Annotated in this window: 17 protein-coding genes and 4 pseudogenes; 16 read left to right on the top strand and 5 right to left on the bottom strand. The window is 34.1% G+C overall.

Annotation, left to right across the window (positions count from 1 at the left end; all coding sequences use genetic code 11):
• Positions 1–125: 125 nt before the first annotated feature.
• Positions 126–950 (top strand): ankyrin repeat domain-containing protein, encoded by an 825-nt coding sequence (locus tag OPR57_RS05420; protein WP_320157488.1) that lies wholly within the window; start codon positions 126–128, stop codon positions 948–950.
• Here the strand turns inward: OPR57_RS05420 and OPR57_RS05415 are convergent.
• Positions 940–1,308 (bottom strand): annotated as a pseudogene (locus OPR57_RS05415) (IS4/Tn5 family transposase DNA-binding protein); the annotation flags it as partial. The gene OPR57_RS05420 and the pseudogene OPR57_RS05415 sit on opposite strands and share 11 nt — an antisense overlap.
• Before the next feature lie 169 nt (positions 1,309–1,477).
• On the opposite strand from OPR57_RS05415, the gene OPR57_RS05410 reads away from it, so the two are divergent.
• The gene (locus OPR57_RS05410) at positions 1,478–1,837 is read left to right on the top strand and encodes a TrbC/VirB2 family protein (protein ID WP_265034666.1); all 360 of its coding nucleotides are present in this window, start codon (positions 1,478–1,480) and stop codon (positions 1,835–1,837) included.
• Positions 1,838–1,916: 79 nt separating this feature from the next.
• A pseudogene (locus OPR57_RS05405) lies at positions 1,917–2,690 on the top strand (DUF6444 domain-containing protein); the annotation flags it as partial.
• A 28-nt stretch (positions 2,691–2,718) separates the two neighbouring features.
• Here OPR57_RS05405 and OPR57_RS05400 read toward each other — a convergent pair.
• Positions 2,719–3,003, bottom strand: a pseudogene (locus tag OPR57_RS05400) (IS4 family transposase); the annotation flags it as partial.
• 101 nt (positions 3,004–3,104) lie between these two features.
• On the opposite strand from OPR57_RS05400, the gene OPR57_RS05395 reads away from it, so the two are divergent.
• The 5 genes and pseudogenes from OPR57_RS05395 (at position 3,105) to tnpC (ending at position 8,753) form a co-directional block, all read left to right on the top strand.
• On the top strand, positions 3,105–4,301 hold the full coding sequence (locus OPR57_RS05395; RefSeq protein ID WP_265037552.1) for an IS4 family transposase: 1,197 nt from the start codon (positions 3,105–3,107) through the stop codon (positions 4,299–4,301).
• A gap of 958 nt (positions 4,302–5,259) precedes the next feature.
• A complete protein-coding gene (locus OPR57_RS05390) occupies positions 5,260–6,366 on the top strand; it encodes a D-alanyl-D-alanine carboxypeptidase family protein (protein ID WP_265036181.1) in 1,107 nt (368 codons plus the stop codon).
• Between the two features lie 99 nt (positions 6,367–6,465).
• The gene (locus tag OPR57_RS05385) at positions 6,466–6,780 is read left to right on the top strand and encodes a DMT family transporter (RefSeq protein WP_007548371.1); all 315 of its coding nucleotides are present in this window, start codon (positions 6,466–6,468) and stop codon (positions 6,778–6,780) included.
• A 16-nt stretch (positions 6,781–6,796) separates the two neighbouring features.
• The gene (locus OPR57_RS05380; protein WP_265036179.1) at positions 6,797–7,141 is read left to right on the top strand and encodes a DMT family transporter; all 345 of its coding nucleotides are present in this window, start codon (positions 6,797–6,799) and stop codon (positions 7,139–7,141) included.
• A 264-nt stretch (positions 7,142–7,405) separates the two neighbouring features.
• A pseudogene (tnpC, locus tag OPR57_RS05370) lies at positions 7,406–8,753 on the top strand (IS66 family transposase).
• Here the strand turns inward: tnpC and OPR57_RS05365 are convergent.
• Positions 8,731–8,979 (bottom strand): WPE palindromic element domain-containing protein, encoded by a 249-nt coding sequence (locus OPR57_RS05365; protein ID WP_265036175.1) that lies wholly within the window; start codon positions 8,977–8,979, stop codon positions 8,731–8,733. The pseudogene tnpC and the gene OPR57_RS05365 sit on opposite strands and share 23 nt — an antisense overlap.
• Here OPR57_RS05365 and OPR57_RS05360 point away from each other — a divergent pair.
• On the top strand, positions 8,961–9,131 hold the full coding sequence (locus OPR57_RS05360) for a hypothetical protein (RefSeq protein WP_265036173.1): 171 nt from the start codon (positions 8,961–8,963) through the stop codon (positions 9,129–9,131). The genes OPR57_RS05365 and OPR57_RS05360 overlap by 19 nt on opposite strands.
• Here OPR57_RS05360 and mutL read toward each other — a convergent pair.
• Together mutL and purE are read right to left on the bottom strand one after the other, a co-directional pair.
• On the bottom strand, positions 9,097–10,914 hold the full coding sequence (gene mutL / locus OPR57_RS05355) for a DNA mismatch repair endonuclease MutL (RefSeq protein WP_265036171.1): 1,818 nt from the start codon (positions 10,912–10,914) through the stop codon (positions 9,097–9,099). The two genes, OPR57_RS05360 and mutL, sit on opposite strands and share 35 nt — an antisense overlap.
• A gap of 7 nt (positions 10,915–10,921) precedes the next feature.
• Positions 10,922–11,413, bottom strand: coding sequence for a 5-(carboxyamino)imidazole ribonucleotide mutase (purE, locus tag OPR57_RS05350; protein WP_265036169.1), 492 nt, complete (start codon positions 11,411–11,413; stop codon positions 10,922–10,924).
• 436 nt (positions 11,414–11,849) lie between these two features.
• On the opposite strand from purE, the gene OPR57_RS05345 reads away from it, so the two are divergent.
• From OPR57_RS05345 to OPR57_RS05315, 7 genes are read left to right on the top strand one after another with little or no spacing between them, the layout of a single operon-like run.
• On the top strand, positions 11,850–12,146 hold the full coding sequence (locus tag OPR57_RS05345) for a helix-turn-helix domain-containing protein (RefSeq protein WP_265036167.1): 297 nt from the start codon (positions 11,850–11,852) through the stop codon (positions 12,144–12,146).
• Between the two features lie 60 nt (positions 12,147–12,206).
• The gene (gene rpoZ / locus OPR57_RS05340; RefSeq protein ID WP_265036164.1) at positions 12,207–12,614 is read left to right on the top strand and encodes a DNA-directed RNA polymerase subunit omega; all 408 of its coding nucleotides are present in this window, start codon (positions 12,207–12,209) and stop codon (positions 12,612–12,614) included.
• Positions 12,615–12,642: 28 nt separating this feature from the next.
• Positions 12,643–12,888, top strand: a complete 246-nt coding sequence (locus OPR57_RS05335; RefSeq protein WP_320157487.1) for a monovalent cation/H+ antiporter complex subunit F — start codon at positions 12,643–12,645, stop codon at positions 12,886–12,888.
• 6 nt (positions 12,889–12,894) lie between these two features.
• Complete coding sequence (gene mnhG / locus OPR57_RS05330) at positions 12,895–13,182, top strand: monovalent cation/H(+) antiporter subunit G (protein ID WP_265036162.1); 288 nt, start codon at positions 12,895–12,897, stop codon at positions 13,180–13,182.
• Between the two features lies 1 nt (position 13,183).
• Positions 13,184–13,711: a DUF4040 domain-containing protein gene (locus OPR57_RS05325; protein WP_265036160.1), complete on the top strand. Its 528-nt coding sequence runs from the start codon at positions 13,184–13,186 to the stop codon at positions 13,709–13,711.
• Complete coding sequence (locus tag OPR57_RS05320) at positions 13,704–14,123, top strand: Na(+)/H(+) antiporter subunit B (RefSeq protein ID WP_265036158.1); 420 nt, start codon at positions 13,704–13,706, stop codon at positions 14,121–14,123. Before OPR57_RS05325 ends, OPR57_RS05320 begins: the two co-directional genes overlap by 8 nt.
• Entirely contained in the window at positions 14,120–14,446 is a 327-nt protein-coding gene (locus tag OPR57_RS05315) for a cation:proton antiporter subunit C (protein ID WP_265036156.1), read from the top strand. The genes OPR57_RS05320 and OPR57_RS05315 overlap by 4 nt, the downstream gene beginning before the upstream one ends.
• Positions 14,447–14,454: the final 8 nt, after the last annotated feature.

The following is a 14,454-nucleotide window of genomic DNA, read 5'->3' as shown; positions in this document are numbered from 1 at the left end:
TCAATTCGTAAATGTTTGCTTATTCTATTCTGGCTGCTTTTTAGAATTTTGCAACCTAAGGTGTGAAGTTGACTTTTTTATTATGGTATGTGATAATTGAGATTGTTAAAATTTAGGGTAAAGTTATGGTAATGGAAGGTAAGCAGTGGAAAGAAATATTAAGTGTAATTGATAAGGAGGAAGATTTAAGTAAGGACAACGTAATTAAAAGAATAAAAAAGAAATTAGAAGTAAAAGATAAAAATGAGTATGAAAAACGGGGAAAAGCTGGTTTTAGTGTAAATTACCTGTTTCAGTTTACTTTTTACGGAAAAGCTATAAAATGTACATTGTTATATCTAGCTGCTTTACAAGTTCGTACAGAGATAGTAAAGGTTCTATTACAAGCAAAAGGGATTGATGTTAATGCGGCAATTGAAAATGGGATGACTTCTTTACATTTAGCTGCTATACAAAACTGTACAGAGATAGTAAAAATTCTGATAGCAAAAGGTGCAAAAGTTGATGCAGTAGAGAAAGATGGGCATACTCCTTTACACCTGGCTGCTACGTTTGGTCGTACAGAGACAGTAAAAATTCTAATAGAAAATGGAGCAGATTATCTATTACAAGATAACGATGGTAAAACTCCAAGAGACTTAGCTCAAGATGATGTTATAAAGAAACTTCTAGAGGAAGCAGAAGAAACACAACTGAGAAAACGAGCATTTATTTATGGTGGTTCAACGGCAGTATTAGGCGCTGCTATAGCAGTAGCACTGTTTGCAACCGAAACGATTGCAGTTGAGTTAATACCTATAGTAATAGCAGTGGTTGCAGTTGCAACAGCAGCACTAGCGGTTGGTGGTATTACGTATATGATGTCAAAGCCTAGTACTAAAGTGGAAGAAGCAGAAGAAGAAAAAACTGCTGGAAATGGGTCACTTCCCAGTACCAACTTTCCGTACTAACAGCAAGGGCTGTATGCATTACTGCTCCTTTTTCAGCAATAGTTCCAATCCGCTTATGGCTTGAGTATGAAATATAAGTTGTATCTTGAATCACAAGAATTCTTTTATGAGCTTTTGTTCTTTCAACTGTTTTATCAATGTGTGAAGCTAGAATATCGACTTCTTTTACGTTCTCATTTTGAAAAAAACGATATGCTGCTTTTGCTTCTGACCAACTTCCGCATGCCTCATTAATTGAGCTTTCAGGTAAACTTATCAAACTGTCAGCAATATTTACTAATCGGTCAGTTAATCTTTTATCTCCAAGTACAGCATCTCCAAATTCATTTTTAGCCCATTCATTACTCTCGTTTGCCATTTTTATACCCTCAATATTTGCAAACTCTAATATTGTAATACTTTATTTATAAGTACATTTATATTTGTAGGTAATAGTAAGATTTGATATACAGTAATCTTTTTGTTAACTTTACCAAAAATTATACTATTTTAGATATAATTACAATATCTAAGTTTAAGGTATAGGGATGAACCCTACAATCAAGAGAATTTTCAATATTTTTCTTATAGTATTATTTATTTCTTTTTCTCATGTTGGAAGTGCTGCCGCTGACACTAATGCTGATACAACTGCTCAAGTAATATGTAATATTATTGGCTACGTTTGGGGAATAGGTGGACCGCTTATGACCGTAGTGATAATAGGTGCAGCTTTGCTTGCGATATTTGGTAGAATGCCATGGCCAGCTCTTTTTGCGCTAGGTGTATTTTGTGCTGTATTTTTCGGTGCTAAAGCTATTGTCACGAAAGTAATGGCTAGTATAAATACTACAGATGCTTCTTTTATGGAACGATGTGGAATAGGGGATATTACAAAAAAGAACTAATGTATCCGTTCAGCGGAGTGGTAGAATAAGGTAGACAAAGTGATCTAAAAAGATAATCATAGAGCAAAAGTGAGGTAATGTGGTAAACCTTTTAGAACTTTGCAAAAATTTACAGCAGAAAATAGAAAAACTGGAAGCAGAGATAGAAAACTTAAAAGCAGAAAATAAAGCTTTAAAGATAGAGAACGCTGAATTAAAGGAAAGGCTCGGTTTAAATTCAAAAAACTCATCCCTGCCCAGCTCAAAAGAGCTATACAAAATAAAAAAGGACAAGCCAAAAAGCGAAAGAAATATTGGTGGTCAGATCGGACACAAAGGTAATTATCGCGCTAAAGTGGATGCAGATGAGGTGATAAAGATAGAGTTCTTGCGAATGCGGAGGGAAGATTGCAGTATGTGAAAAACCATATATTCATCAGAAAGTTGATCTGCAGGAAATTAAGCCGTATGTAGTAGAGTATCAGCTAGAGCATGGCCGTTGTCGGAAGTGCGGAAAAAGAAGAAGCAGCAAATTACCAGAAGGTGTTACATCAGATACATTTGGTCCAAAAGTTAAATCGATAATTGCAGCACTCAGCGGATTTTACAAGAATTCAAAGCGCGAAGTGGCTAGCATTATAAATGATATTTTTAATTTGAATATAAGTGTTGGCAGCATATCAAACAGTGAACACAGAGTTGCATCGAAATGCGAAAAAACATATGAGCAAATCGAACAAGAGATAAGTAGAAGTAAAGTTTTACATATTGATGAAACGAGCCATTATAACAAAGGTAAACTTGGTTGGTGTTTGCCAGTAATACAGCAAGTTTTATAAAATTGACAGAGTCAAGAAGAATGAAGGTTTTACGGGAGTGTTAAATAAACCATACGCGTCAAGTTAAGAAGCAAGGGTAAGAAAATTCAATGAACTTAAGGTGGATAGTCTAGTTTTTCTATATCTATCTTTCACAGAAAATTGTGACCAGTCTGTGGTAAGTTTTTTCAGGAAAATTCTCAAATTATTAATTTTACTGCTTAACGCTAAAAACAACTCCCTAATCCTTCTTTTTAATTCAATGAATGCCTTTGTTAAACTCAGCTCTGTATTCTCTTTCAGTTTTATACAACCAACTATTCCATGAAATATAAGAATTGCGCACAATTTAGCGTATAGTTCACATAATCATACGCGTCAAGTTAAGGAAAAGTGTAAGTAAAATTGATAGAGTGAAGGAAAAGAATAAGGTATAAGTTCTCTTGGATATGTGAATGAGAGAACTTACAATGGACAGAATAGCTTGCTTATCAAAAGACCTCAATGAATTCTTTAATGAAAAAGCAGACGAAATATCAATTGCAGTAGGTTTTATAAAAAGAAAGAGAAAACTTAATGGCTCATCATTCATAAAAGCTATGGTTTTTGGTAACATAGGAGTTGGTGATTGCAGCATAGAAACAATGTGCCAATTGCTAAATGAAGACTCGATAGAAATTACAAAACAGGGTTTGGATTATATTAGCCTGCCCAGTAGCATGGAAGATATGTACAAAGGATATGGGAGTAGCTATAGAGATTGTGAGAGTAATACCAAATCAGGAATAAAGCTACAGTTAGTCTTTGATTACCTGAACCAAGCGCTAGATAAGTTAAATTTAATAGAAGGAATAAGGTCGGATCAAGGTTATAGGGATTATCTGAACGGTTTATCAGCCAATGATTTGCTAATATTTGATTTGGGCTACTTTGTGCCTAGTTCTTTTAAACAGATTGATGAAGCAGGTGCATATTTTGTTAGTCGTTATAAGTCTGATACCAATATATATGATATAGAAACAAATCAAAAAATAGAGTTGTTGGAATGTTTAGAAGGTCAATCCCTTCTAGAGATGGAAGTGCTATTAGGAAAAGAAGTAAAAATTAAAGTGAGAATTATATGTCAAAAATTAACTGAAGAACAGTCTATAATTAGAAGAAGAAGGGCTAATAAGTTAGCAAAATCACATGGATATACATCTTCTCAAAAGAATCAAAAATTGCTGGATTGGTCGATATTCATAACTAACGTTCCAGAGAGTAAAATCAGCGCTGAACAAGTATTAACAGTTTACAGGGTAAGATGGCAGATTGAATTATTATTTAAATTGTATAAGAGTCACATCAGGCTTGACGAACTTAAAGGAAAACCATACAGAGTATTATGTGAACTATACGCTAAATTGTGCGCAATTCTTATATTTCATGGAATAGTTGGTTGTATAAAACTGAAAGAGAATACAGAGCTGAGTTTAACAAAGGCATTCATTGAATTAAAAAGAAGGATTAGGGAGTTGTTTTTAGCGTTAAGCAGTAAAATTAATAATTTGAGAATTTTCCTGAAAAAACTTACCACAGACTGGTCACAATTTTCTGTGAAAGATAGATATAGAAAAACTAGAGTATCCACCTTAAGTTCATTGAATTTTCTTACCCTTGCTTCTTAACTTGACGCGTATGGTTGTCAGGGCAGTGTCCCTATGATGTCATCCCAGTGCCCTCTTCTTGTCATCCCAGTGCGTGACACTGGGATCCAGGAATTTTATTAAGTTGGTAAGCATAAAAGTAGCCGTTTTATGTTAAAACACAACGTTCTTGATGAGATTACGGCAAGGCTGGATCCCAGTGTCACGCACTGGGATGACACCCTTTTTGGGTCCTCTAAGTAGCCTATATAGTGTCAACCAAGTAGCCTCCCCCCCTGTCATCCCAGTGCGTGACACTGGGATCCAGGAAACTTAATTTCAACCAAGTGGCTGCATAATAAAGGCTAGATCCCAGTGTCACGCACTGGGATGACAAAAAAGGAGCACTGGAATGACATCACAGGAGAACTGGAATGACACCATTTTCGGTCTCTTAAATTGCTTTAGCCACAAACATTAAGAAATTTGTCAAATGAAAAAAAAGGCAAAAGAAACCCCGTTGGTGACTAATTATTTATATGTACTAAAAATATCGGCGTTTTTTATTCTAAACGCTGCAATTTAGCTGCTTTTAAATGTAACTAACCTAAATTATAAACGTTAAGAAATTTACTGAGCGGAAAAAAAGGCAAAGAAACCCTAGGGTAGCTAGTATTCAAATTCTCCCTTGTCTATTTGACGTCTTTTACTGTCTTAAACGCTTTATAAGCGCGTTTCGTCTTGTATAGGTAGAAACCTGAAGTTTTATAAAGACATGAGGTGCACATAGTGCAAAAAATTAAGCATGATTTACGCCAAATACATTAAGTTTTTTTGTCATTAATCCACTGCAGAGATTGCGAAGATAAATAAATAGCTTCAGTTTCATGATAAGGGGGCTGGCGAAGCTTGTCAAGGAAGTTTTATGTAAGAGATCTATTGAAATGCCCCTGTAAAATTATACTATTAATTAGTACACTGTAAATTTAAAATTATAAATATGTTAAGCAGATTGGTAATTTTGCTATTAGTTTTTATACTTCCTTTTTCTTCATACTCATACCAGTTTAGAACCAAAGCAAAGCAAGCAGTAGTCTTAGATTTAGCTTCAGACTCATTCATTTTTGACCATAATTCTGATGAAAAAATGGCCCCATCTTCAATGAGCAAGCTAATGACTTTATATATAGCCTTCGATTATCTCAAAGCTGGAATAATACACATGGAGGATAAATTTCGAGTAAGTAGAAAAGCGTGGGAAAGGAGAGGCTCTTCTATGTTTTTGAAAGAAGGTCAATCCGTTACGGTGAGGGAATTACTTGAAGGAATTACAATAGTCTCAGGTAATGATGCCTGCATAACACTAGCCGAGGGCATTGCAGGATCAGAAGAGAATTTTGTGGCTGAAATGAATGAAGTTGCACAAAATTTGAATCTGAATGACAGTCATTTTGTCAACTCAAGCGGGTGGCCAGATGAAGATCATTTTATGAACGCAAAAGACTTGGTAATGCTGGCAAAAAGGATTTTCACTGATTTTCCTGAATATTATGATTTATTTTCCGAACAATATTTGACATATAATGAAATTGTACAAAAGAATAAAAATCTTCTACTTTTTCATGACATTGGAGTTGATGGCTTAAAAACCGGTTATACAAATGCTGGTGGTTACGGCATTGTAGCATCTGCAAAACGAAATGATAGGAGAATTTTTGCTGTCGTAAATGGTTTAAACACTGAGAAAGAGCGAATAGAAGAAGCAAAAAGATTGATACAATACTCCTTAAATCATTTTAACACTAAGAAAATATTCGTTAAAGACAGCGTAGTTGAGGAAGTAAATGTTCTCTATGGAAAAGATAGAAAAGTGCCTATTACAGTTGCAAACGATGTTACCATAACTTACAACCGCAAATTGCATGACCAAATTAAGGTGCGTATTGAATATAAAGATATGATACCTGCACCAATTAAAAAAGGTCAAGAAGTGGGCAAAGTTTTTGTAGAAATACCAGGTATTGAGCAACAAACTACACCTCTTTATGCAGCAAATGACGTGCAGGAATTGAATTTCATAGAAAAGTTTTTTAGGATGTTGTTTTAAGTTTGATATTAAAGCAATTTCGAAAGAGAGATCTATTGCACTTTAGTGTAGTTTTAACTAACAATTTCTGTTACAATACAAGATTGAAATGTTACGAAAATGTGCTGGTTGTATTTGTTGCTGTCTAGTATCCTAGAGATACTGTGGGCTGTAACGCTAAAGTTTAGTAACAGTTTTACTAAAGTTGTGCCTTCGATTGCAACATTGGTAATTATGATCATTAGCATTTACTTTTTATCTCTTGCAGCATGCTTTCTACCTATTAGAGTATGCTATGCAGTTTCCTCTGGAATATGCACAATTGGAATAACTATAATTGGTGCAACCACTTTCACAGAGAATATTAATTTATCTCAAGTTTTATGTATCGTTTTAATTGTAATAGGAACCATAGGGCTAAAGCTCTCTATTTAAACCTAAAAATTTATGCATGAATTGGATATATTTACTCTTATCGTCACTAATTGAAGTGTTCTGGGTCATAACACTTAAGCATAGTTATGGATTTACTCATCTCGTACCATCAATAATTAGCATATTCTCCATGGCTCTTAGTACATATTTACTTTCGCTCGCCACACGTTCTATACCTATTGGAGTATGCTATGCAATTTGGACTGGAGTGGGCGCTATAGGAGCTTCGATACTTGGAGTTTACCTATTTGATGAACCAGTTAATTTATTCGAAGTAATATGCTTTATTTTAGTTACATTCGGGATTATAGGATTAAAATTGTTTGATACTGCAAAACAAACTGTTGATAAAATGGAATAAAAGATCCCAAACTGGGATGAAAGAAGCAGATATTCCATATTGTCATGCAAATTGGAATCCAGACTTTTTTCTATACAGCATGGTAAAGATGAGAAACCGTATCCGTTCACACTTAATTCTGCAATTCTTCAATCTCACTAATGGACAGGCCAGTACACTTGACAATAGTGTTAACATCAATATTATGTATCCGTTCAGCGGAGTGGTAGAATAAGGTAGACAAAGTGATCTAAAAAGATAATCATAGAGCAAAAGTGAGGTAATGTGGTAAACCTTTTAGAACTTTGCAAAAATTTACAGCAGAAAATAGAAAAACTGGAAGCAGAGATAGAAAACTTAAAAGCAGAAAATAAAGCTTTAAAGATAGAGAACGCTGAATTAAAGGAAAGGCTCGGTTTAAATTCAAAAAACTCATCCCTGCCCAGCTCAAAAGAGCTATACAAAATAAAAAAGGACAAGCCAAAAAGCGAAAGAAATATTGGTGGTCAGATCGGACACAAAGGTAATTATCGCGCTAAAGTGGATGCAGATGAGGTGATAAAGATAGAGTTCTTGCGAATGCGGAGGGAAGATTGCAGTATGTGAAAAACCATATATTCATCAGAAAGTTGATCTGCAGGAAATTAAGCCGTATGTAGTAGAGTATCAGCTAGAGCATGGCCGTTGTCGGAAGTGCGGAAAAAGAAGAAGCAGCAAATTACCAGAAGGTGTTACATCAGATACATTTGGTCCAAAAGTTAAATCGATAATTGCAGCACTCAGCGGATTTTACAAGAATTCAAAGCGCGAAGTGGCTAGCATTATAAATGATATTTTTAATTTGAATATAAGTGTTGGCAGCATATCAAACAGTGAACACAGAGTTGCATCGAAATGCGAAAAAACATATGAGCAAATCGAACAAGAGATAAGTAGAAGTAAAGTTTTACATATTGATGAAACGAGCCATTATAACAAAGGTAAACTCGCTTGGTGTTTGCAAGCAATACGGCAAGTTTTGTAAAATTGACAGAATCAAGAGGAATGAAGGTTTTACAAAATAGCAAGTTCTGCAATCGCAATAGCTTACGACAGGTATGCAGCATACAACTACTTTGCCGATAAAAACAGGCAAATCTGTTGGGCACATTTATCAAGAGATTTTGAAAGATTAGCACATAGTTGGAATATTGAAGTTAAAGTTCTGGGTTGTTACTTGAGAAACGTGGCCACTGAATTATTTGCACTAAAAAAAGCTTTACTAAAAAATGAGATAGACATTTTAAGATTTGCCAGACCTGCCAGAAAGTTGCGAAAACGTACAAGGTATTACTTGAAGGAGATATTCCACCTACCTGAAGCAATAGGAGCCTCTCGAGTTGTAAGAAATATTATGAAATCTGAAAGGATGATGTGGAAATTTTTAGATGATCCAGAAAATATTCCGCTGACAAATAACCATGCTGAACGGCAAATACGGCATTATGTCGTTTACCGCAAAAATTCATATTTTACACAATCGAAGCGGGGAAATGCATTCCTTGAACGGATAATTTCGTTATACTTAACATGGAAACAAATGGGTCTCAATCCTTTCCAAAACCTCTTATCTATCGTCTCTCACACCACTTAGCTGAACGGATACAGTTTTTTCGTATCTGTTCAACAGAGTGGCAAAATAAGGTAGACGAGAAAAGACAACTATAGGAACAAATGGGTGTCATGCAAGTAGCTGACACTGGCATCCAGTCCTTTCGTGCAGTTCCATCAAAAACGTTGTAAAGCGCTTTCGTGTTTACCAACTTAGTGCCCAATCTGGATCCCAGTGTCAAGCACTGGGATGACAAGAAAGGGAGCACTGGAATTTTTGTTTCAATATTTGTACATTAGCCATGCATCTGAACAGATACGTTTTTTCGTTTCTATGAGCTACTTGGATGACGAGGAAGGAGCACTTACATATTTATGGCAACCTCTTACCTCCGCTCAAAAAGTTTTTCAATATCACTGAGTTTCATTTCTATATAAGTTGGTCTTCCGTGGTTGCATTGCCCGGAATATGGGGTTTTTTCCATTTGTCTAAGCAGCTCATTCATTTCTTCTAATCTCATTTTCCTACCCGCTCTAATTGATCCATGACAAGCGATAGTGGCCAATATTTTGTTCACTTTATCTTCTACTGGCAATGTATCTTCTATTTCCGTTAATCTATCGACTATATTAATTAGCATCTCTTTCACATCTATTGCTCCCAAAATTGCAGGGATTTCTTTTACTATCACTTTATTTTCTGATTTGACTTCAATATCAAAACCCATTTCAAATAACTTATCTTTATAGGTTTCAATCATCTCCATTCCGGCTTGATTTTTGATTTCAACCGTTTCAGGAAGAAGTAGTTTTTGTCTTTTTATACTTGATTTTTGTTTTAGGCATTCATATACTAGTCTCTCGTGGGCTGCATGCTGATCGACTATAATCAATTTGTCTCTTACCTCGGCAATAATGTAAGTATTATAGACCTGACAGCGTGCAAACCCGAGCGGGTGGCTCTCTATCAAATCAACTTGCTCTAACACCTTTTTTTCCAGAACCATAGTCTCCGCTTGTGATGGGAATTTCTGTATGCCGGTATAATCAAACGATTTTGACTGTTCTGATAAGCTTTTTACTCTTTCATTTGGAGAAGCAAATTCTTTTATTAGTTGATTTTCAAAAGGACTTGGCCTTCTTTCATTTTGAACATTAGGTTTATCAAAAGAATCTGGCAATGTTGAATCCATTTTCTGGTCATGCGCTGGAAAGGTGCCTATCCTTCTTGACAATGCTTTAATTAATCCTCTTGTCACTATCTCATATATGAGCTTCTTATTCTGAAACCTTACTTCTGACTTATTTGGATGCACATTTACATCTACTTGATCATAAGGTATCTCTAAATGTAACGCTGCGAAAGGATACCTATCGCTTGGAATAAAATCGTGATATGCATACCTAACTGCGCCAATAAGTAGATTATCTTTAATTGGCCTTCCATTAACAAACGTATAGATCTGAGTTGACTTACCACGATTGACGGTCGGTTTACAGATGTGTCCCGTAAGTTTAATGCCGTCTTCTTCTTCATTAATCTCCAGAGAACTGCCCTGAAATTCTTCTTCTACTTCACACAATCTATGAAATAACGAAGTCTGCTTAGCGTATTTTAAGAGCTTTTTATTACCTGAAGTGAGAGTAAACCCTATATGATAGTTAATCATTGCTAGGTTGTTTACAATATCAACAATGCTTTGAGTTTCTGCTCTTTCGGTTTTTAGAAATTTTAGTCTATTTGGAGTGGCAAAAAATAAATCTCGTACTTCAATATGTGTACCTTGTGATAAAGAATAAGGAGTCAGCTCCCCTATTTTTTCTCCACCCTCATAACTTATAGACCATGCTTCATTTGCTTCTCTTGCCTTAGACGATAATTTTATCCTACTTACTGCTGCTATTGAAGGCAGAGCTTCTCCTCTAAAGCCAAGATGCTTGATTTCTATCAACTCATTGTCGCTTAATTTTGAAGTAGCATGACGCATAAACGCAAGTTCTAAATCGTTTTTTTCTACTCCGTTACCATCATCTGTCACAATAATAAGGTTACGCCCACCACTTTCTATTTTGATCTCTATTTCCAAACTTCCAGCATCTATTGCATTTTCCACTAATTCCTTTACTACACTTGCTGGCCTTTCTATCACCTCCCCTGCTGCTATACGGTTTATGGTTTTTGTGTCTAAAAGAATTATTGCCATAGATTTATTATGAAACTGGTTTTTCTTTTACTTCTTTGGTCTGTTTTTCTCTCCACTTTTTTAACCTACCTGCAATTTCACTGTTGGAAATTGACAATATAGATATGGCGGTAATGGCAGCATTATATGCTCCATTTTCTCCTATAGACATGGTTGCAACTGGAACACCCTTTGGCATTTGAACTATAGAGAGTAGACTGTCCAGCCCATTTAATTGTTTACTATGCACAGGAACGCCGATAACTGGTAAACAAGTTAGTGACGCAACCATACCAGGTAAATGAGCTGCACCTCCTGCACCAGCTATCATAACCTTAAAACCTTCTTCTTGTGCAGATTTAGCAAAATTGAAGAGCCTTTCTGGTGTTCTATGTGCAGATATTATGAATATATCATGTGAAACTTCTAATGCTTTTAACATATCGACGGTATGGACCATAGTGGTGTAGTCTGACTCACTTCCCATAATAACAGCAACATCTTTTTTTATTTTTGTCATATTCAACACAATTTTACTTACTAACTAAATAATGTTCCAGCTAAAAAGCAACAAATATTTAAATTATATTATAAATATAATATATAGAATTCTCGTTAAAATAGAAATTTTAAAAATTTAAATAAATATCCATATTAAGATATAGATATATAAACTTCTTATGTAAGATAAATTTATAAAATAATTATTTTTATATTTCAAGCTTTGTAATCTTAGCTTGTTCTTTCTATAAATGGTTTTTTCAGATAGGCTGATGGTAAAATAGTAATTTAAAATTACTAGAAATTTGATGAAAATATTAATATACAATCAACTTAAAGTTTTAAATATTGATATCATATAATTATTGACAAGTTATATGATATTAATATCTTGGTATATAAAATATTATGCTATAATATTTAATAAAGTTAATTGATATGTGAGTGTAAAAATTATGGAAATAATATCGTTAAATAACTTAGACAGTGCAGGAATAAAAACAAAGTTGCTTTATATAATAAATAAAATTATAGAAAAAAATGCTTGGACTCAGGCTTTTGCAGCTGAGAAACTTGGTATTGATCAGCCAAAGGTATCACAAATTAAAAATGGTAAAATAGATGGTTTTTCTTTAGAGCGATTGTTAGGATTTCTAAAAAAAATTGATCATGAGATAACAATCACGATGACAGAAAGCCAAGAAATAAAATCTGAGGCAGAAAAAGTAAAACATGAAGTTGAATCACAGTAGATACAAAGTTGACAACTTGTTTTTTGTGATATAATATAAAACTTATTAAGGTAGTATCTTATGGCTGAGTCTATTGTAGAAAAGTGTATAGAACGGGTAAGTAACCGTTTCAAATTGGTTCTGTTGGCAAGTCAAAGAACACATGATTTAAATACAGGAGCAAGTAATCCAATTCAAGCAGCTAAGTTTAAAGGTCATAAAAATACCATAGTTTCCTTACATGAAATAGCAGGAAAACAGGTGGATACTCATGAGCTGTTTAGCCTTTTGGTAGGTAGATGCAAGGAATACATAAAAGGAAATATGAATAATGTTTACAGCAGTAATACAAGTAAGCTAGCGAATTTATTAAATTTTTCTGATAACACAGATCTTGATGCAAGTCAAGAAAGCAAAGATTATGAAGTGGATGGTGAAATAGATGATGAAATAAATGATCAAGATGGCGATGAAGAAGTATCCGTTTAGAAATCTACTGAAGTTACATAGTCTTTAAATGATTCACATTGCTATCTATGCACTGTTGTTTTGTATGAGTGTGATGTTGTGTCGCATAGTGTCTAAGTCAAATGATGTGTACAATAAGGTTTTAGCGTTCAATAATTTCTCAACGCAAGTAGTTGTACTCATAACAGCAATATCAATCATTCTGAATAATTTTTTTTTAATTGATATAGCATTGTTGTATGCTAGCGTTAGCTTTATATCAACTATAGCACTAATGAGATTAATGTTGTTTTAATAATTTATGATAGGATCCATTTTCATATTTTTAGGCATTTGTTTAGTAATCATTTCAAGTGTGGGAGTAATTAGATTTCCTGATTTCTATACTAGGTTACATGCAGCAGGTATTACAGATTCTAGCGGTGCAACGTTATTGTTAATTGGTTTTGCTTTGCAGAATAGATTTTCAATCAATACTGTTAAAATAGTATTATTAATTTTTATAATATGGGTAGCTAACTCAACTAATAGCTATATTTTAGCGCGCACTCATTATAAAGTTAAGAAAAAAACTGTTAAAGAAGGCTAAGGTGTTAGAAATATTAAATGTAGTATTACTTTTGTTGTTACTAATAGTTAAGGTTTTTATAGTTTTCTCGCGACATTTAGTCGTAAGTGCTGTTCTAATGTGTGTATTTAGTTCACTGATTGCGCTTATATACTTAATTATGAATGCACCTGATGTTGCAATTACTGAAGCTTCTGTTGGTGCGGGACTCAGTACGGTGTTTACGCTTGCAGCACTCTCCTTGATAAAGAATCATAAAGTAAATCTATCTCATAACCCTATAACGCTTTTTTTTATGTTATTTCTGGCTGTATGTTTGTCATATTTTATGATTCAATTGCCAGATTTTGGCAGCCACAATGCTCCGATCCACTTGCATGTTGCTCCTTATTATGTGGAAAATACCGAAAAAGCTACCGGTATTCCTAATATAGTGACAGCTGTTTTGGCAAGCTTTCGTGGTTATGACACGTTTGGAGAAACTATAGTAGTTTTTACTGCTGCGCTTTGTATAACGTTGATATTAAAAGAAGAAAAAGAAAATGATTAAAGATCCGATATTAAATGCAGTAATATTTTTGATGATACCTTTTATCATTTTATTTGGTTTATACATACAATTTCACGGTGATTACACTCCAGGTGGAGGTTTTCAAGCAGGAATAATTATTGCCTCCGGGATAATATTATATTCAATGCTATTTGGTGTATCTACAACTCTAAAAGCAATACCTTATTCTGTGATTAGATTGACTAACGTGTTAGGTATTTTAATTTATGGAGGAACGGGCGTTGCAACAACTTTACTTGGCCAAAATTTTTTATCTTATGATATCTTGTTAGCCAATAATAGAACCGGTCAAAAATTAGGTATTTTTTTGGTGGAATTAGGTGTAGCATTTACTGTCTACTCCTCTATGTTAATTATATATATAAATTTTGCTCGTAGGAAAAAACAATGACTTTATATAATTATACGATTATTATTGTATTAATGGTGCTAGGTTTATATATTATTATAAACGATAAAAATTTAATCAAGAAAATGATAGGGATAAGCGTCTTCCAAGCATCTGTTTTGTTATTTTACATATCTCTAGGATATATAAAAAGTTCCTTGCCTCCTATATTGGTTTCAAATTTTTATTCATATAGCAATCCTATACCCCATGTTTTAATGCTTACTGCTATAGTGGTTGGAATTGCAACATTTTCAGTTGGATTATCCATAGCAGTAAAAATGGAAGAAAAGTATGGAACAATTGATCAAGACAAGTGTACATAAATTAACAG

It is taken from the genome of Wolbachia endosymbiont (group A) of Anomoia purmunda, assembly GCF_947251545.1.
In the GTDB taxonomy this organism is placed as follows: Bacteria; Pseudomonadota; Alphaproteobacteria; order Rickettsiales; family Anaplasmataceae; genus Wolbachia.
The sequence above is the reverse complement of the archived record's forward strand: the minus strand, read 5'-3'. Positions and strand labels throughout refer to the sequence as shown.

What these genes read in the sequence shown, in the direction of transcription:
- OPR57_RS05360 (WP_265036173.1), top strand. Translation starts at nt 8,961, where the DNA reads ATGACAAGAAAGGGAGCACTGGAATTTTTGTTTCAATATTTGTACATT.
- OPR57_RS05345 (WP_265036167.1), top strand. Translation starts at nt 11,850, where the DNA reads ATGGAAATAATATCGTTAAATAACTTAGACAGTGCAGGAATAAAAACA.
- purE (WP_265036169.1), bottom strand. Translation starts at nt 11,413, where the DNA reads ATGACAAAAATAAAAAAAGATGTTGCTGTTATTATGGGAAGTGAGTCA.
- OPR57_RS05335 (WP_320157487.1), top strand. Translation starts at nt 12,643, where the DNA reads ATGATTCACATTGCTATCTATGCACTGTTGTTTTGTATGAGTGTGATG.
- OPR57_RS05390 (WP_265036181.1), top strand. Translation starts at nt 5,260, where the DNA reads ATGTTAAGCAGATTGGTAATTTTGCTATTAGTTTTTATACTTCCTTTT.
- mnhG (WP_265036162.1), top strand. Translation starts at nt 12,895, where the DNA reads ATGATAGGATCCATTTTCATATTTTTAGGCATTTGTTTAGTAATCATT.
- mutL (WP_265036171.1), bottom strand. Translation starts at nt 10,914, where the DNA reads ATGGCAATAATTCTTTTAGACACAAAAACCATAAACCGTATAGCAGCA.
- OPR57_RS05315 (WP_265036156.1), top strand. Translation starts at nt 14,120, where the DNA reads ATGACTTTATATAATTATACGATTATTATTGTATTAATGGTGCTAGGT.
- OPR57_RS05320 (WP_265036158.1), top strand. Translation starts at nt 13,704, where the DNA reads ATGATTAAAGATCCGATATTAAATGCAGTAATATTTTTGATGATACCT.
- OPR57_RS05410 (WP_265034666.1), top strand. Translation starts at nt 1,478, where the DNA reads ATGAACCCTACAATCAAGAGAATTTTCAATATTTTTCTTATAGTATTA.
- rpoZ (WP_265036164.1), top strand. Translation starts at nt 12,207, where the DNA reads ATGGCTGAGTCTATTGTAGAAAAGTGTATAGAACGGGTAAGTAACCGT.
- OPR57_RS05385 (WP_007548371.1), top strand. Translation starts at nt 6,466, where the DNA reads ATGTGCTGGTTGTATTTGTTGCTGTCTAGTATCCTAGAGATACTGTGG.
- OPR57_RS05420 (WP_320157488.1), top strand. Translation starts at nt 126, where the DNA reads ATGGTAATGGAAGGTAAGCAGTGGAAAGAAATATTAAGTGTAATTGAT.
- OPR57_RS05395 (WP_265037552.1), top strand. Translation starts at nt 3,105, where the DNA reads ATGGACAGAATAGCTTGCTTATCAAAAGACCTCAATGAATTCTTTAAT.
- OPR57_RS05380 (WP_265036179.1), top strand. Translation starts at nt 6,797, where the DNA reads ATGAATTGGATATATTTACTCTTATCGTCACTAATTGAAGTGTTCTGG.